This window comes from Marinobacter sp. CA1, from assembly GCF_020546665.1.
In the GTDB taxonomy this organism is placed as follows: Bacteria; Pseudomonadota; Gammaproteobacteria; order Pseudomonadales; family Oleiphilaceae; genus Marinobacter; species Marinobacter xestospongiae.
In genome coordinates this window covers 1666602-1684456 of the sequence record NZ_CP071785.1, presented here as the reverse complement: position 1 = coordinate 1684456, position 17855 = coordinate 1666602, and the positions used below count along the sequence as shown (strand labels likewise).

General features: G+C 59.9%; 16 protein-coding genes. 3 read left to right on the top strand and 13 right to left on the bottom strand.

Features of this window, described 5'->3' with window-relative positions; translation table 11 throughout:
* The 13 genes from lpxA to rpsB all read right to left on the bottom strand — a co-directional run bounded on the left by lpxA (position 1) and on the right by rpsB (position 12919).
* The gene (gene lpxA, locus J2887_RS07810) at positions 1-792 is read right to left on the bottom strand and encodes an acyl-ACP--UDP-N-acetylglucosamine O-acyltransferase (RefSeq protein WP_227175416.1); all 792 of its coding nucleotides are present in this window, start codon (positions 790-792) and stop codon (positions 1-3) included.
* Entirely contained in the window at positions 792-1229 is a 438-nt protein-coding gene (gene fabZ / locus J2887_RS07805) for a 3-hydroxyacyl-ACP dehydratase FabZ (protein WP_227175415.1), read from the bottom strand. The genes lpxA and fabZ overlap by 1 nt, the downstream gene beginning before the upstream one ends.
* An 11-nt stretch (positions 1230-1240) precedes the next feature.
* Positions 1241-2266, bottom strand: a complete 1026-nt coding sequence (gene lpxD, locus J2887_RS07800) for a UDP-3-O-(3-hydroxymyristoyl)glucosamine N-acyltransferase (protein WP_227175414.1) — start codon at positions 2264-2266, stop codon at positions 1241-1243.
* A gap of 68 nt (positions 2267-2334) precedes the next feature.
* Positions 2335-2832 (bottom strand): OmpH family outer membrane protein, encoded by a 498-nt coding sequence (locus J2887_RS07795; RefSeq protein WP_227175413.1) that lies wholly within the window; start codon positions 2830-2832, stop codon positions 2335-2337.
* Between the two features lie 51 nt (positions 2833-2883).
* The gene (gene bamA, locus J2887_RS07790; protein WP_227175412.1) at positions 2884-5202 is read right to left on the bottom strand and encodes an outer membrane protein assembly factor BamA; all 2319 of its coding nucleotides are present in this window, start codon (positions 5200-5202) and stop codon (positions 2884-2886) included.
* 43 nt (positions 5203-5245) lie between these two features.
* Positions 5246-6595 (bottom strand): RIP metalloprotease RseP, encoded by a 1350-nt coding sequence (rseP, locus tag J2887_RS07785; RefSeq protein ID WP_227176076.1) that lies wholly within the window; start codon positions 6593-6595, stop codon positions 5246-5248.
* A 39-nt stretch (positions 6596-6634) separates the two neighbouring features.
* Complete coding sequence (gene ispC / locus J2887_RS07780) at positions 6635-7798, bottom strand: 1-deoxy-D-xylulose-5-phosphate reductoisomerase (protein ID WP_227176075.1); 1164 nt, start codon at positions 7796-7798, stop codon at positions 6635-6637.
* Positions 7798-8634 (bottom strand): phosphatidate cytidylyltransferase, encoded by an 837-nt coding sequence (locus J2887_RS07775; RefSeq protein WP_227175411.1) that lies wholly within the window; start codon positions 8632-8634, stop codon positions 7798-7800. The genes ispC and J2887_RS07775 overlap by 1 nt, the downstream gene beginning before the upstream one ends.
* A 12-nt stretch (positions 8635-8646) precedes the next feature.
* On the bottom strand, positions 8647-9429 hold the full coding sequence (gene uppS / locus J2887_RS07770) for a polyprenyl diphosphate synthase (protein ID WP_227175410.1): 783 nt from the start codon (positions 9427-9429) through the stop codon (positions 8647-8649).
* A gap of 70 nt (positions 9430-9499) precedes the next feature.
* Entirely contained in the window at positions 9500-10057 is a 558-nt protein-coding gene (frr, locus tag J2887_RS07765; RefSeq protein WP_228752845.1) for a ribosome recycling factor, read from the bottom strand.
* Between the two features lie 51 nt (positions 10058-10108).
* A complete protein-coding gene (gene pyrH / locus J2887_RS07760; RefSeq protein WP_227175409.1) occupies positions 10109-10837 on the bottom strand; it encodes a UMP kinase in 729 nt (242 codons plus the stop codon).
* A 232-nt stretch (positions 10838-11069) separates the two neighbouring features.
* Positions 11070-11939 (bottom strand): translation elongation factor Ts, encoded by an 870-nt coding sequence (gene tsf, locus J2887_RS07755; protein WP_227175408.1) that lies wholly within the window; start codon positions 11937-11939, stop codon positions 11070-11072.
* Between the two features lie 230 nt (positions 11940-12169).
* Complete coding sequence (rpsB, locus tag J2887_RS07750) at positions 12170-12919, bottom strand: 30S ribosomal protein S2 (RefSeq protein ID WP_227175407.1); 750 nt, start codon at positions 12917-12919, stop codon at positions 12170-12172.
* A gap of 265 nt (positions 12920-13184) precedes the next feature.
* Here rpsB and map point away from each other — a divergent pair, with 265 nt between their 5' ends.
* From map to dapC, 3 genes are read left to right on the top strand one after another with little or no spacing between them, the layout of a single operon-like run.
* A complete protein-coding gene (gene map / locus J2887_RS07745; RefSeq protein ID WP_227175406.1) occupies positions 13185-13955 on the top strand; it encodes a type I methionyl aminopeptidase in 771 nt (256 codons plus the stop codon).
* Positions 13956-16604: a [protein-PII] uridylyltransferase gene (locus J2887_RS07740; protein ID WP_227175405.1), complete on the top strand. Its 2649-nt coding sequence runs from the start codon at positions 13956-13958 to the stop codon at positions 16602-16604.
* A complete protein-coding gene (dapC, locus tag J2887_RS07735) occupies positions 16601-17800 on the top strand; it encodes a succinyldiaminopimelate transaminase (RefSeq protein WP_227175404.1) in 1200 nt (399 codons plus the stop codon). The genes J2887_RS07740 and dapC overlap by 4 nt, the downstream gene beginning before the upstream one ends.
* The last annotated feature ends 55 nt before the right edge of the window (positions 17801-17855 follow it).

Genomic DNA, 17855 nt, shown 5'->3' with positions numbered 1-17855 from the left:
CTACCGGATGATGCCGCGCTGAGCACCACGCAGGGATTCAATCAGGGGGTGTACAGCATCGACATCGCTGTACTGGCTTTCCAGTTCTTCCAGGGCCTGTTCGGTGGTCAGTCCCTGACGGTAGATCACCTTGTACGCCCGCTTCAGGACCGTCAGCACGTCCTTGTCGAAACCACGGCGCTTGAGTCCCTCGGCATTCAGGCCATGGGGCTGGGCGGACTGGCCACTGGCCATGACGTACGCGGGAATGTCCTTGAGCACGATACTGCCGCCGGCACTCATGCTATGGGGGCCAATGCGACAGAACTGGTGAACCATGGTGCCGCCACCGAGAATCGCCCAGTCACCAACCCGGACATGGCCGGCCAGGGTGGCACAGTTGGCGAGGATGGTATGGCTGCCAACCACACAGTCATGAGCCACATGCACATACGCCATCAGCAGATTGTCGCTGCCGATCTCGGTACGCCCCTGATCCTGGACCGTACCGCGGTGGATGGTGCAGTTCTCACGAATAACGTTGTTGTCACCGATGGTCAGAGTGGTGGGCTCGCCGGCGTACTTCTTGTCCTGACACTCCTCGCCAATACTGGAGAACTGGAAGATGCGGTTGTTACGCCCGATCTTCGTTGGCCCCTTGATAACCACGTGCGAAAGCACCTCGGTACCTTCACCAATTTCCACATCGGGGCCGATGTAACTCCAGGGGCCGACGGTGACACCGTCAGCCAGTTTCGCGGAAGGGTCTACAATCGCCTGAGGATGTACTCCCGACCAATCATTTGTCGCCATCAAACGTCTCTCTCAGCGGTCATGACCTCCGCGACACAGGCGACTTCACCATCAACCAGCGCACGGCAGTCAAATTTCCAGATTCCATGTTTACCGGATATAAACTGCGACTCCATCCGCAACTGATCCCCTGGCACCACCGGCCGCTTGAAGCGGACCTTGCTGGAGCCAGCGAGGTAGTGTACCACGCCGTCAGATGGCTTTTTGTCAACGGTCACAAAACCAAGAATTCCCGACAGTTGCGCCATCGCCTCGACGATCAGAACACCGGGCATGATGGGATTGTTGGGAAAGTGCCCGGTAAAGAACGGCTCGTTGATGGAGACGTTCTTGTAACCCACGATCGATTTGCCCTTCTCGACTTCAAGCACGCGATCCACCAGCAGGAACGGATAGCGATGTGGAAGGAACTCCATGATCTCTTTAATGTGCATCATCAGGATTGGCCTCAGCCCTCAATTTTCTTTTCCAGTTCCTTCAGCTTTCTGGCCATCGCATCAAGCTGTCGGAAGCGAACCGCGTTTTTTCGCCATTGCCGGTTTGATTCCGCACCGGTCCCCGAAGAATAGACTCCGGGATCGGAAAGGTTGCCGGTCACCAGCGTCATGCCGGTAAGCTGGACCTGGTCGCCGATCTCGAGATGGCCGGCAACGCCAGAGGCACCGCCGAACACACAGTGCCGCCCGATACGGGTACTGCCCGCCACACCCACCTTTGCCGCCATGGCGGTGTGATCGCCAATAGAAACGTTATGGGCGATCTGGATCAGGTTATCCAGTTTTACCCCATTTCCGATGACAGTATCGTCCAGCGCGCCGCGATCGATGGTGGTGTTGGCGCCAACCTCGACGTCGTCACCCAGAACCACACGCCCGATCTGCGCAATCCGGTGCCAGACACCCCGCTCGTTGGCGAAGCCGAAGCCATCCGACCCCAGCACGGCACCACTGAGGATGTGGCAACGGGCACCCATTACCACATCGTGGGCCAGGGTCACCCGCGGGCGCAGCACCGAACCAGCGCCGATACGACAGCGGGCGCCAATCACCGAGCCTGCCCCAATCACCACGCCATCGCCGAGCTCCACATCCGCCTCAATGACGGTTTGGGGGCCAACGCAGGCAGTGTCGGGGATGACGGCCGTGGGGTCCACAACCGCCGAGGGATGGACTCCGGGCGGCGCTACCGGGGCCGGATCAAACCAATGGCTGAGGCGAGCATACCCAAGATAGGGGTTGTCCAGTAACAGGACATTGGTCGCACTTTTCTCAGCCATCGCCGGCGCCACAATCACGGCGGATGCCCGGGTGTCCGCCAGGTATCGGGCGTAGGCGGGGTTGGCCAGGAAGGACAGCTGGCCGGGGCCGGCAGCCTGAAGCGTCGCCAGCCCTTCCACGCGGACATCGGGGTCGCCCTGCAGTTCAGCGCCCAGTGCCGCGGCGATTTCACCGAGGGTGTAGGTTTTCTGTGTCATGTCAGCTCCCGTGCCAGCATCCAGTGTCCCGTCTGCCGACCCGGAGAACTGCCAGACCGGCCTAAACGTTATTGATTCAGCTTCTCGAGCAGCTGCTGGGTCAGATTCATCTCCGGCTTCACGTAGACCACCGCTTCGCTGGGCAGAATCAGGTCGAGATCGTTCTCTTCCAGCAGTTCCTTGACTGCGGCGTCCACCTCCGGACGAGCCTGCTCCAGAAACGCCTGCTTACGGCCGGCAACGGTGTTGTCCAGACGCTGCTTGAGGAAATTGAACTCCTGGACCTTGTCCTGGAAGTCGGAGGCCAGGGAATTCCGCTCGGACTCGTTCATCATCGCGCCATCTTTCTCAAGACGCTCCTTGAGCTGGCGGGCCTCTTCCTGAACCGAGCGCACATTGGCTTCCTCATCCGCAAAATCCTGTTGCAGTTTGTCACTGAAAGCCTGGGCATCGTTGGAAGAAAACAGCGCCTGGCGCAGGTCCACCACGCCAATGCGGGTATCGGCCGCGGCCGGCATGGCGATCAACAGAGCCAGTAGCGCAGCCACTGCGGGTTTTCTGAACATGTCCACTCTCCTCATGGTTGAATCGATCCAGCCGGTCACGAGTTGGCTGGGTTAGAAGTTCTGGCCCAACGAGAACTGGAACACCTGGGTGTCATCCCCGTCCTTGTCGTTTAATGGCTTGGCCAGACTGAACGCCAGCGGACCCACCGCCGTGATCCACTGGAAACCGATGCCGGCCGAGAACCGGACTTCATCAAATCGCGGATCATAACCGCGATCGGCATCAAACACCTGACCGCCATCGATGAAAAACAGCGTCCGCATGGATCGGGTATCGCCGGCAAACGGCGTCGGGAATACCAGCTCAATGCTGCCCTCGGTGAGGAGATTACCACCGAAGGGATCAGGATCAGAGTCGTCGTTCTCACTATTGGTCGCCAGCGGCCCCAGTGAGTTTGCCTCGAAACCGCGAACGGAGCCGTAACCACCCGCGTAGTAATGCTCATAGAACGGCATCACGGTACGATCGCCGTAGCCATCCCCATAACCAACCTCGGACCGCACCCTCAGCACCCAGCTCTGGGCGTCGTTAAGAGGCTGGTAGAAGTCGCCCTTGTAGCGCAGCTTGTAGTACGTCAGGTCGCTGCCCGGCACCGCCACGTCCGCAGACAGGGTATGACTGTAGCCATCGGTGGGCAGAATTCCCCGGTTGAGAGTGCTGCGCCGCCAGGAACCGAACAGGTAGTAGTTGTTGAAGTGGTCACCTTCCTCGGCGATGAAATCCTCCACTTCCAGCGACGTGAACCTCCCGGTCTGGACCTTCGACAGGGTATAGCCCAGGCCGAAATTCAGCCGGGTGATGTTGTCGGTGGGGTAGCCGAAAGTCAGCTTGCCGCCATACTCATCCAGCAGGTAGGAGGAAATGTCCTGGTCTTCGAAGTCGGTTTCCCGGGCAAACAGGCTAAACCCACGGCTGACCCCATCCACGGTGAAGTAAGGGTCCAGGTAGGAGAAGTTGGCGCTCTTGATCGAATCGCTGACGTTGGCGCCGATGGACACCCGCTTACCGCTGCCGAAGAAGTTGTTCTCCGAGATATTGGCACCAAGGATGGCACCGGAAGTCTGGGAATAACCCACCGAAGCAGACAGGCTCCCGGTGGTTTGCTCTTCCACCGAATAATTGACGTCCACCTGATCGTCAGTACCCGGCACGGGCACCGTCTCAACGTCCACAGTCTTGAAGAAACCAAGACGTTCAAGCCGGGTCTTGGAGAACTCGATCCGGTCGGTTGACGCCACCCCACCTTCCATCTGGGTCATTTCCTGACGCAGCACATCGTCCCGGGTGGCGACGTTGCCGCGGAAATTGATACGACGTACGTAAGCGCGGTTGCCGGGCTCCACGAAGAAGGTCACCGACGTGGTGTTGTCGTCGTGCGTCTCTGGAATGGCGTTGACGTTGGCAAAGGCGTAGCCCTCGGTGCCCAGGCGCCGGGTGATGAGATCCGACGTGGTGGTCATCGAGGCGCGGGAGAACACATCCCCCTTTTCGATAACGAACAGTTTCTTGAGCGTCTCTTCGTCGAGGATCAGATCGCCCCGGAGCTGGATATCGCGGATGGTGTATTGGGGGCCTTCATTGATGGCAATGGCAATGAACACCTCTTTCTTGTCCGGCGAGATCGACACCTGGGAGGATTCCACCGTGAAATCTATGTAGCCACGGTCGAGGTAGAACGAACGCAGGGTTTCCAGATCACCGCTGAGGCGCTCGCGGGCGTACTTGTCGGCACTGGTCAGCGACGCCCAGACGCCACTGGTCTGCAGTTCAAACAGATCCAGCAGTTGCTCGTCGTCGAAGCTCTTGTTGCCGATCAGATTGATGTGCTGGATCGCCGCCACATCGCCTTCATTGATCTCCAGGCGAATGGCCACCCGATTGCGCGGAAGGGTCTCGCCAGTGGCATTGACCCGGGCGTTGTAACGCCCCTGCGCCACGTAGGATCGCAGGATCTCAAGCTCCAGCCGCTCCAGGGTCGCGCGCCGGAAGACCTGGCCTTCCTGCAGACCGGCACTGGACAGCGCGTCCATCAGCATTTCGGTCTCGATATTCTTGTTGCCTTCGATATCGATAGAGCTGATCGAAGGCCGCTCCTGTACCGATAGAATCAGCACGTTGCCGTCGCGGCTGGCGGCTATGTCGGTAAACAGACCGGTCTTGAACAGGGTCTTGATGCCATCCGCCAGTGCCCGGTCGGAGAGTGACTCCCCGATACCGATCGGGAACGCCGAGAACACACTGCCCGCGGACACCCGCTGCAGACCCTCGACTTCGATATCGGAAATGATGAACTCGTCAGCAAAGGCTGACTGGCCACCCAAGGAAGTAACTGCCAGGCCGAATACTGCGCCGAAAAAAGACCGTCTCATTCAATAACTTCGCCTGTTGGTGCGCGTAAGAAGGTGGCAATTCTCACAACCGCATCAGGTCGTTGTAAAGTGCAAACACCATCAATGAAAGAATCATTACCATACCAATTCGTAATCCTAGCGCCTGAACCTGTTCCGAGACCGGCTTACGGCGAATGGCTTCAATGGTATAGAAAACGATATGGCCGCCATCGAGTACCGGAATCGGCAGCAGGTTAAGCACGCCGAGACTGACACTCAGGTAGGCCAGGAAACGAATAAAATCCTCAAATCCGGAACTGACGCTCTGCTCCGCCACCCGGGCAATGGTAATCGGACCACTGAGATTTTTGGGAGACAGCAGCCCGGTAACCATTTTCTTGATCGCCACCAGCGTCAGCCGGGTATCGGCCCAGGTGCGCTCAATCGCATACGGAATCGCCGCCAGCGGATTGTAACCGACCTCCCGGAGCATGCTCTCAGGCCAATCGACCGGCTGCACACCTGCACCAACGTAACCGATGCTCTCTCCGGAATCCTGCACCTGCTCCGCCGGCGTAATGGCTACCAGCATCAGTTGCCCATCGCGCAGCACTGACAGCTCCAGGGCCTGCTCTGGCGCGCCCCGAATCACCTTCACCAGTTCGTACCAGCCGGCCACGGGCTCACCGTCCACCGCCGTTACTTCATCACCGGGTCGCAGCCCGGCCAAGGCGGCACGACCGTCTTCGAGCACCTGATCAATCACCGCCGGCACCGCCGGTCGCCAGGGCGATACGCCAAACTGACTCAAAGGCAATGGTGCTTCGTCATCCAACTGCCAGCCATTGAGGGAGGCCTGAAGCTGACGGGACAAGCCGTCGTCGATGACCGTCATCGAGACTGACCCATGCTCCCCTGCACGCTCCAGCAGGCGCATGTTGATGTCCTGCCAGGACGATACCCGGCGGCCATCAACCTCAGTCACTTCCATCCCACTTTCCAGGCCAAGTCGTCCAGCGACCGAATCCTGCTCCACTTCCCCCACAATCGGGGCCAGGGCATTGAATCCGACCACGCCGAGGAGCCAGTAAGCAGCAATGGCGAACAGGAAGTTGGCGATAGGACCAGCCGAGGCAATCGCAATACGCTGACCCGGCGATTTGGAGGTAAACGCCTGATCCCGGAGTTCTTCCGGCACGGGCCCTTCGCGCTCGTCGAGCATCTTGACGTAGCCACCCAGGGGAATCAGCGCGATCGCAAACTCGGTACCGTGGCGATCGTACCAGGAGTAGACCGGATTGCCGAAGCCAACGGAAAACCGCAACACCTTGACCCCGCAGCGCCGGGCCACCAAGAAATGGCCATACTCGTGGATGGTGACCAGGATTCCCAGGGTCAGCACCAATGCCAGTATGGTCTGCAATAGCTGCATCATAATGTCATTTGCTAGTCATTCTCAATTATTGAGAGATTAACGGATCTGCTCAAGGGCCACCACTCGAGCTTCGTCATCCTTGGCAAAGATTGCCTCAAAATTGCTTGCCGGTTCAATCGCCACCCGCGCCAGGGTCCGCTCAATGATAGCCGGGATATCCACAAAACGAATCTTACGCTTCAGAAAGGCATCAACAGCCACTTCGTTGGCGGCGTTCAGGATGGCTGGCGCCGTCGCTCCGGCATAGAACGCCTCGGCGGCGAGTCGCAGACAGGGAAAACGGTCCGGGTCCGGGCGCTCAAAGTTGAAACGACCAATGGCAAACAGGTCCAGAGGCGGCACACCGGCTTCAATCCGCTCCGGCCACGCCAGGCCGTTGGCGATAGGCGTGCGCATGTCGGGGCTACCCAACTGCGCCAGCACGGAGCCATCCTCGTAGTCCACCATGGAGTGAATGATGCTTTCAGGATGGACGTGCACCTCCACCTTACCGGGATCAGTGTTGAACAGCCAGCAGGCTTCGATAAGCTCCAGCCCCTTGTTCATCAGCGAGGCGGAATCGACAGAGATTTTCTGCCCCATGGACCAGTTGGGATGGGCACAGGCCTGCTCCGGGGTAACATCCTGGAGTTGCTCGACGCTGAAGGTACGGAAAGGGCCGCCGGAGGCGGTCAGCAGAATTCGGCGGACACCGGCGGCATCCAACTGCCGACTCTGCCCTGCGGGCAAGCATTGGAAGATGGCATTGTGCTCGCTGTCGATCGGCAGCAGCTCGGCGCCAGAGTGGGCCACTGCGTCCATGAACAACTGACCGGACATCACCAGTGCTTCCTTGTTGGCCAGCAGAACCCGCTTGCCGGCCTTGACAGCTGCCAGGGTGGGCGCCAGACCGGCCGCCCCCACAATGGCCGCCATAACGGTATCACAGCCTGCATCACCAGCGACCGCACACAACCCCGATTCCCCTGTCAGCACCTCGATGCCGGTACCGGACAAACGGGATTGCAACTCGGCCGCTGCGGCGGCGTCCGCCATCACGGCAACCGAAGGCTGAAACTCCTGACACAGGAGAGCCATTTCGTCGACCCGGGTACTGGCCGTCAGCGCCTCTACGCGGAACCGATGCGGGTGGCGACGGATGACATCCAGTGTGCTCTGACCAATGGAGCCGGTGGCGCCCAGGACCGTCACCGAGCGCATCATGCCACCCCGGCCCGCAGCCAGCCCAACAACCCAACCAACAGTGCAAACACCGGAATTGCGGCGGTGAGACTGTCGATCCGGTCCATGATGCCGCCATGTCCGGGCAACAGTTGGCTGCTGTCCTTGATACCGCGATGGCGCTTGAGCATGCTCTCCAGCAGGTCACCGAGAACCGAAATGGCCCCGGTCAGCAAACTGGCGATGACCAGCAGTGAGCCCTCCATCAGGGTCGCCTCTGCTGCCAGACTGCACAATGTCGCCAACGCCGCAACGGCAGCCAGGCCACCCCATACCCCAGCCCAGGATTTACCGGGGCTGACCCGGGGCGCCAGCTTGGCCTTGCCAAAGGCGCGACCGGCAAAATAGGCACCGATGTCCGCGACCCAGACAATGCAGAAGACGTAGAGAATAACCAGCAGGTTGTTGTCCAGACGGCCAAACTCGACGTCGCCATTGCGCAGCTGGTTCAAACCAACCCAGGCCGGTACCAGAACCAGCACGCCCATCAGCGCCCGCACCGGCACCGGTGACCACCGATCCGTGCCCTTGGGGTAGCTGCGCACCAACAGCAGACAGATTCCCCACCACACCAGCGCCACCCAGTTCACCCAGGCCAGGGGCTGGTACAACAGGTACAACACGGCGGCAACGACTGCGGCATAGCCAAAACGGGCGGCCTGGGACGTCAGTCCTGCCATATTGGCCCACTCCCAGGCACCAATGGCAATGATCAGACCGGTAAACAGGGCGAAGCCCAGTGGCGGTAGAAAGAAGATGCCCCCGATCGCAATGGGAGCCAGGATCAGGGCAGTGATAATACGGGTCTTTAACACGAGTCGGGTCGCTTATTCGTCGTTATTGTCGGGCGAGCACGCGGCGGAAATCTGATCGTCAGTCTGGCCAAACCGGCGCTGACGACGGGAGTAGGCTTCCAACGCCTCGCGCATCTCCGCTTCGTGGAAATCCGGCCAGAACACCTCTGAGAAGTAGAATTCGGTATAGGCCAGGTGCCAGAGCAGGAAGTTGCTGATCCGCTGCTCACCGGCCGTACGGATCATCAGATCCGGCATGGGCAGGTCGCCGATGGAGAGGTGCTGCTGAATCAGGTCATCGGTGATATCGGACGGCGCCAGGCGCCCTGCCGCCACGTCTGCCGCCACCTGGCGGGTGGCCTGGGTGATATCCCAGTGGCCACCGTAGTTGGCGGCAATCACCAGCGTCATGCGGGTATTGTGACGGGTCAACTCTTCGGCACGGGCCATATGTTCCTGGAGCACGGCGCTGAAGGCACTACGATCGCCAATGATCCGCAGCCGGATATTGTTGCGGTGCAATTTCTTGACTTCCCGTTCCAGCGCGAACAGGAACAACCGCATCAATGCCGATACCTCGTCCTCCGGACGACGCCAGTTCTCGCTTGAGAACGCAAACAGGGTGAGTACTTCCACCCCTTCCCGGGCGCAGGTTTCCACCACCGACTTGACGGCCTTGACCCCGGCCTTGTGACCGGCAACCCCTTTCAGGCGCTGCGCCTTGGCCCAGCGGTTGTTGCCATCCATGATGATCGCCACGTGCCGGGGCCGCGTCGCCGCCGAGACCGGAATATCTGCGGATACCTTTTCCGTCATGCTAACCCCTGACCGGCAGCGCCTGGGAAGGCTCTCTGCCGGTGGTTGGTGAACGCCGAACCGTGACGGTCTAGACCGCCATCAGGTCCTCTTCCTTGGATTTGAGCATCTTCTCGACCTCGGCTACGTAGCGGTCGGTCAGCTTCTGGACCTCTTCCTCACCGCGACGCTGGTCGTCTTCGGAGATCTCTTTCTCCTTCACCAGGTCCTTGATGTCATTGTTGGCGTCCCGGCGGGCGTTGCGGATGGAGACACGGGCGTGCTCGGCATCTGCCTTGGCCTGCTTGACCATCTCGCGACGGGTTTCCTCGGTCAGCATCGGCATCGGTACCCGAATCACGTCACCGTTGGTGGACGGGTTCAGGCCCAGATCAGACATCATGATGGCCTTCTCGATGGTCGGCGTCAGGTTCTTCTCCCAGGGCGCCACCACCAGGGTACGGTTGTCTTCGACGTTAACCGCGGCCACCTGCTTCAGCGGGGTATCCTGACCGTAATAGCTCACCATCACGCTATCCAGGATCGCCGGATGGGCGCGACCGGTGCGGATCTTGTTGAATGCTGAACCCAGAGCTTCCAGGCTCTTCTTCATGCGCGTTTCGGCATCGGATTTGATTTCGTTGATCACTGCAGCATCCTCAATTCTGTGTCTGGTAAAAAAACGTTGTCTGTCGCCGACTCAGTCGACCAGTGTGCCTTCCGGCTCGCCGGTGACAATCCGGGTCAACACGCCCGGCTGGTTCATGTCGAAGATCCGCAACGGCATGCCGTGATCACGGGCCAGACAGATTGCGGTCAGGTCCATGACTTCCAGCTTCATGTCCAACACCTGATCATAGGTCAGATAGTCGTATTTCTCCGCTGACGGATCCTTGACCGGATCGGCGGAGTAGATGCCATCCACCTTGGTGGCCTTGAGCACGGCGTCGGCTTCGATTTCGATGCCACGCAGGCAGGCGGAGGAATCGGTGGTGAAGAAGGGGTTGCCGGTACCGGCGCAGAAGATCACAACATCGCCATCCTTGAGATCGCGAACCGCACGACGGCGGTCGTAATGCTCAACGATGCCGCTCATCGGAATGGCCGACATCACCCGTGTACGGATGTTGGAGCGCTCCAGGGCATCCCGCATCGCCAGGGCGTTCATGACGGTTGCCAGCATCCCCATGTGGTCACCGGTTACCCGGTCCATGCCCGCCGCGTTCAGGGCGGCACCGCGGAACAGGTTACCACCACCGATCACCAGGCCAACCTGGACCCCGATACCGATCAACGCGCCGATCTCCAGGGCCATTCGGTCCAGCACCTTCGGATCAATGCCGAAATCGTGCTCACCCATGAGCGCCTCACCACTGAGTTTCAGCAGAACTCGCTTGTACCGTGGCTGGCTGTTCGAAGACTTAGGCATGATGATCCCCTCTATACATTGGCTGGCAGGATGACGACGCTGCGGGAGGACCACGCCTGTCGACCGGCGCGATCACTGTCCGGACTCGCATCTGACATACCTCTCCAGCCAATCCGGCGGTAAAAAAGGGGTATCTCAGATACAAGCCCGCCACGAGGGCCGGGTTTCCCCAGCCAACGTGGCAGTCTTTGTCGGGCCCGACAATCGTTGATTCCGGGCCCTGGGAGCAGGATCAGGCCTTGCCGGTACCGGCTGCAGCAGCAACCTCGGCAGCAAAGTCCACTTCTTCCTTCTCGATGCCTTCGCCAACTTCCAGGCGAATGAAGCCAACCAGCTCACCACCGGCAGCCTTGATCAGCTCACCAACGGTCTGGTCCGGGTTCTTGACGAACGGCTGCTCGACCAGGCTGTTCTCTTTCAGGAACTTCTTGATCCGGCCGCCCATCATCTTCTCAACGATTTCATCAGGCTTGCCTTCCATATCCGGCTGGGCCTTGATGATTTCCTTCTCTTTTTCCAGCTCTTCAGCAGGCATGTCTTCTGGCTTGCCAACGCGCGGGTTAACCGCAGCGGCGTGCATGGCAACGTCGCGAGCCACTTCGGAGTCACCAGCAGAAATGGCAACAACGGAAGCGATCTTGTTGTTGCTGTGGACGTAGCCACCAACAACCGGACCTTCAACCTTCAGCAGACGACGAACAGTGATGTTCTCGCCGATCTTCTGAACCAGGCCCTGGCGCTTCTCTTCCAGTTCGCCTTCCATCAGCTTGGCAACGTCAGTCTCGCCTTTGTCGAACGCAACGGCCAGAACGTCATTGGCGAAAGCCATGAAGTTGTCATCACGGGCAACAAAGTCAGTCTCGGAGTTGACTTCCAGGACGTAGGCGACGGTGTTGTCGTCGGATACCTTGATCAGGGCAACGCCTTCAGCAGCGGTACGACCAGCTTTTTTGGCGGCCTTCAGACCGGAAGACTTACGCAGCTCTTCGATAGCGGTTTCCACACTGCCGTCAGCTTCTACCAGTGCCTTCTTGCACTCCATCATGCCAAGACCGGTACGCTCACGCAGTTCTTTGACCATTGCAGCGGTAATTGCAGCCATGTTCAATCCTCTCAATGTCAGGAATCTGGAGTCCCGTCCCTTATGGGGCCGGTACAGATATTCAGGAAAACCTGAACAGCCTCGGCTGTTCAGAACGCTGATCCTCCCACTCGGGTGGAGTCGGGTCTTGCCCGTACCTTTCGCACCTGAAGAAAGGGGGACCGGAGGTTTCTCTCCTCAGCCCCCACATTCAAGCGCCGAAAGATGATCAGCACATGACGCCAGGCGTCTTACTCGGCAGCCGGAGCTGCGCCTTCGGCGTCTTCGCTGACTTCTACAAACTCATCAGCGCCGGCGCCAGCCTGAGTACCTTCAACACAGGTATCGGCAACCGCCTTAACGTAGATCTGGATCGCACGGATCGCGTCGTCGTTGCCCGGGATGACATAGTCAACGCCGTCAGGATCGCTGTTGGTATCAACTACGCCGATGACCGGGATGCCCAGCTTGTTGGCTTCCTTGATCGCGATGCGCTCGTGGTCAACGTCGATCACGAACAGAGCGTCCGGCAGGCCACCCATGTCCTTGATACCGCCGATGCTGCGCTCCAGCTTGTCCATCTCGCGGGTACGCTCGAGGGCTTCTTTCTTGGTCAGCTTGTCGAAAGTACCGTCTTTGCTCTGGGCTTCCAGATCACGGTAGCGACGGATGGACTGACGAATGGTCTTGTAGTTGGTCAGCATACCACCCAACCAGCGGTGGTTTACGAACGGCTGGCCAGCGCGCTCGGCTTCTTCCTTAACGATCTTGGCGGCAGCACGCTTGGTGCCAACGAACAGGACCTTGTTCTTGCTCTCTGCCAGCTGCTGAACGAACTTCAGCGCGTCGTTCATGGCAGGAACAGTCTGCTCCAGGTTGATGATATGAATCTTGTTACGGGCACCAAAGATGTACTTACCCATTTTCGGGTTCCAGTAACGGGTCTGGTGACCAAAGTGAGCACCTGCTTTCAGCAGGTCACGCATATTTACCTGAGCCATGATATATACCTTTTAGCTTCGGGTTAGTCCTCCACACGTCCGATTGCCCCAACCCCACCTGTTAAGGGGGCACCCTGGGACAACGTGTCGACGCGTGTGCGAATTTACCGGATTGATGTCCGGCGGGCGCGTTTATACCACAAAAGCAAACCCCGGCGCCATTGCTTTCGTACCTTTTAAGGCACCAGCGAAGGCGGCCACTGCCTTGTACCCGGAACTGCGCACCCTTAAAATGCCGGTTTGATCCAAATCAACAGGAAGCCCAATGCAGGTAACGATCAAGACCCCGGAAGAAATCGAGAAGATGCGTGTCGCCGGCCGTCTGGCGGCCGAAGTGCTGGAGATGATTGGCGAGTACATCAAGCCTGGCGTTTCCACCGAGGAACTGGACCGCATCTGTCACGATTACATCGTCAATGTACAGAAGGCGATTCCGGCTCCGCTGAACTACAAGGGGTTTCCGAAGTCGATCTGCACGTCGGTCAACCACGTGATCTGCCACGGCATTCCGTCGGAAAAGAAAATCCTCAAGGACGGCGACATTATGAACATCGATGTTACCGTCATTAAGGATGAGTACCACGGTGATACCAGCAAGATGTTCATTGTGGGCAAGCCCAAGCCCGGCACCGAGCGACTGATCCAGATTACCCAGGAATGTCTCTATAAAGGTATTGAACTGGTCAAGCCAGGCGCCCGCCTGGGGGACATCGGCCACGTAATCCAGCGTCACGCCGAGAAGCATCGTTATTCGGTGGTTCGGGACTACTGCGGTCACGGTATTGGCAAGGTGTTCCATGAAGAGCCGCAGGTCATGCATTACGGCAAGCCAGGCACCGGGTTCGAACTCCAGGAAGGCATGACCTTCACCATCGAGCCGATGATCAACCAGGGCAAGTACCAGACCAAGCTGCTGCCAGACGGCTGGACCGTGGTCACCAAGGACCACAAACTGTCCGCCCAGTGGGAACACACCCTGCTGGTGACCGCCGACGGCTGCGAAGTACTCACCAAGCGAACCGAAGAGTCGTTCTAGGTGGACACGGCCGCGCTGGAAACCCGAGTCCGCGAGGACCTGTCCCCGGTCCTGGCAGCCCGCGAACTGCTGCAATCCCGCTACAACGCGGATGCCGAGGCCTTTCGCCAGGGTGCCGGGGTGCGGGAGCTGGTGCAGTCCCGCGCCAACACCATCGACCGGGTTCTCCAGCTCATCTGGTCGCGCTACCCTTTCGCCACTTCCCCGGACATTGCCCTGGTCGCTGTGGGCGGTTACGGTCGCGGCGAGCTTCACCCCCATTCTGATATCGATCTGCTGATTCTCACCCGCAACGGCGTTGAGGACGACTGGCAGGAAGATCTCGGTGCCTTCATCACGCTGCTCTGGGACCTGCGCCTGGACATCGGCCACAGTGTCCGCAGCCTGGAAGAAAGCAAGCACGCCGCCCGCGACGACGTCACCATTCTCACCAATCTGCTGGAAACCCGGACGGTGGCCGGCCCGGACGAACTGCGCTCAACCCTGAGCGATGCTATCTACTCCGATGACATCATGACCGACCGGGAGTACTTCATCGCCAAGCGGGAGGAGCAACAGGCCCGCCACACCAAATACGGCGACACTGAGTACAACCTCGAGCCCAACGTCAAAGGCTCCCCCGGGGCGCTACGGGACATCCAGACCATTGGCTGGATCACCAAGCGGCATTTCGGCCTGCAGAGCATCGCCGATCTGACTCGCTTCAGCATACTGACCGAAGAAGAACACCGGATTCTGCTCGAGGGCGAGACCTTCCTCTGGCGACTGCGTTATGGCCTGCAACTGATCGCCGATCGCAACGAGAACCGGCTGCTGTTTGATCACCAGCGAGCTCTGGCTCACCTGCTGGGTTACCGTGACGAAGGCCGTCGCCTGGGCGTGGAAGCGATGATGCAGGCTTACTACCGCACCGTGCTGGCGCTGGCCGAGCTGGCCGACGTCATCCTTCAGTACTACGACGAGGCCATCCTCGCCAGCGAGGGCCAGGAAACCATCCAGCCGCTGAACAAACGCTTCCAGGTCCGTAACCGTTACATTGAAGCGATCAACAACCAGGTCTTTGCCTACGCGCCCTACGCCATTCTGGAGATCTTCGTGTTGATGGCGCAGCATCCGGAGATCAAGGGCATCCGCGCCACCACCATTCGTTCCCTGCGGGCCCACCGGCACCTTATTGACGATGCCTTCCGCGGCGACCTGGCGGTAACGACCCTCTTCATGGAGCTGCTGAAAACGCCCCATGCGCTGGATCAGACCCTGTCGTACATGAAAAAGTACAATGTGCTGGGGCGCTACCTGCCGGAATTTGGCCAGATCATCGGCCAGATGCAGCACGACCTGTTCCACATCTACACAGTGGACGCCCATACCCTGCGGGTGATCCGCAACATGGTGCGCCTGACCGGCCCGGACGCCCGCACCGAGTTCCCGCTGGCATCGCGCCTGATCCATCGACTGCCGAAACTGGAAACCCTTTACATTGCCGGGCTCTATCACGACGTCGCCAAGGGCCGGGGCGGGGATCATTCCGAACTGGGGGCGATCGACGCCGAAGCATTCTGTCAGCGCCACCACCTCAGCGAGCGCGATACCCAGCTCATTGCCTGGCTGGTTGAGAACCACCTGCTGATGTCGATGACAGCCCAGCGCAAGGACATCTCCGACCCTGACATTATCCAGGGCTTCGCCCGGTCCGTGCCCAGCGAGGTGCACCTTGATTACCTGTACGTGCTCACCGTCTGCGACATCAGCGCCACCAACCCCTCGCTCTGGAACACCTGGCGCGCCTCCCTGCTGAGGCAGCTGTACATTGAGGCGAAACGGGTTCTGAGCCGCGGCAACGACAACCCGGTGGACCGCCAGGAGTGGGTCCGGGCCACCCGCACTGAAGCCCGGGAAATGCTGCTGTCCCAGGGCTTCAGTGACGAGCAGATCGACAGCATCTGGGACAACCTGGACCAGGACTACTTCCTCCAGGACTCCACCGTGGACATTGCCTGGCAGACGGCCGCCATCATCCGCCATGGCGACCACCCTGACCCCCTGGTGCTGATCCGCGACACCCGCGGCGGCCCCAGTGAGGGCTATTCCCAGATCACCATCTACATGAAAGATCGGGTTGCACTGTTTGCGGCCACAACGGCGGTGTTGGAGCAGCTCAACCTCAACATCGCCGATGCCCGCATCACCACCTGCACCAACAGCCCCTACTCCATCAGCTCCTACGTCGTGCTGGATGACAAGGGCCAACCACTGGGGATCGACCCGGCCCGCAAGGAGCGGGTACGCAAGCGCCTGATCGAGGAACTGGATGACCCGGAGGACTACCCGGACATTATTCACCGGCGCACCCCGAGACAACTCAAGCACTTCGCCTTCCCGACGGAGGTGACGTTCTCAAACGACACCTACAATCAGCGCACGGTGATGGAAGTCGTCACCCCCGACCGCCCCGGCCTGCTGGCCCGAATCGGCCAGGTCCTGCTGGAACACCGGGTACGCCTGGCCACCGCCAAAATTGCCACCCTTGGCGAACGGGTGGAAGACGTGTTCTTCGTCACCGACGAACACGGCCAGCCAATCCAGGACCCGAACGTGTGTCATCGCCTTCAGGAAGACCTCTGCAACATGCTGGACCAGACTCAATGAACCCCAACCTGTCCCGACTGCACCCCTACCCCTTTGAAAAACTGAGCAAGCTAAAGGCCGGCATTGAACTGCCCGACCACCTCCCGGCCATCGCCCTGGGCATCGGCGAGCCCAAGCATCCGGCCCCCGAATTCGTCAAACAGGTGATCGCGGACAACCTGGACCGACTGGCCAACTACCCGACAACCCGTGGTCTGGACGAACTGCGCGAAGCCATCGCGGCGTGGGCCACCCGCCGCTTTCAGCTGACCGCAGGCACGCTGACCGCGGACGCTCACGTAGTGCCGGTCAATGGCACCCGGGAAGGCATCTTCTCGCTGGTTCAGTCGGTGGTGGACCGCAGTCGGCCCGGCGCCAAAGTGGTGAGCCCCAATCCGTTCTACCAGATCTACGAGGGCGCGGCACTGCTGGCAGGCGCCAGCCCCCACTACCTCGCCTGCGACGAGAGTAACGGTTTCATCCCGGATTTCGATCAGGTGCCGGCCAGCGTCTGGGACGACTGCCAGATTCTGTTCCTGTGCTCCCCCGGCAACCCCAGTGGCGCCGTCATTCCCCGCAGTACCCTGGCACGGGTGATTGAGCTGGCGGACCGCCACGACTTCATCATCGCCTCCGACGAGTGCTACTCGGAGCTCTACCCTGACGAAGCCCAGCCGCCGGAAGGCCTGTTGCAGACCTGCGCCGCCCTGGGCCGGGACGACTTCGCCCGCTGCGTGGTGTTCCACAGTCTGTCCAAACGCAGCAACCTGCCCGGACTGCGCTCCGGCTTTGTCGCCGGTGACGCCCGCATCCTCAAGGAATACCTGCGCTATCGCACCTACCATGGCTGCGCGATGCCGGTTCAGCACCAGCTCGCCAGCGTGGCGGCGTGGCAGGACGAAGCCCATGTGCGGGAAAACCGGGCTGCCTATCGGGCCAAATTTGAGGCGGTGGTGCCCATTCTGCGGCAGGTAATGGAGGTCGATTTCCCGGACGCAGGCTTCTATCTCTGGCCCAGGACGCCGGTGGACGACGAAACCTTCGCCCTCGAACTGGCACAAACCCAGAACGTACACGTTCTGCCCGGCCGCTATCTGTCACGCACCATTGACGGCTACAACCCGGGCGAACACCGGGTGCGTATGGCACTGGTCGCGCCGCTGGACGAATGCGTGACGGCAGCCGAACGCATAGCGACCTATCTGCGCCAACGCTAATGGCGGTAGTCGGCCAGGTACCAGCCCAACTCTCGAACCAACCCTTGCAAGCAAC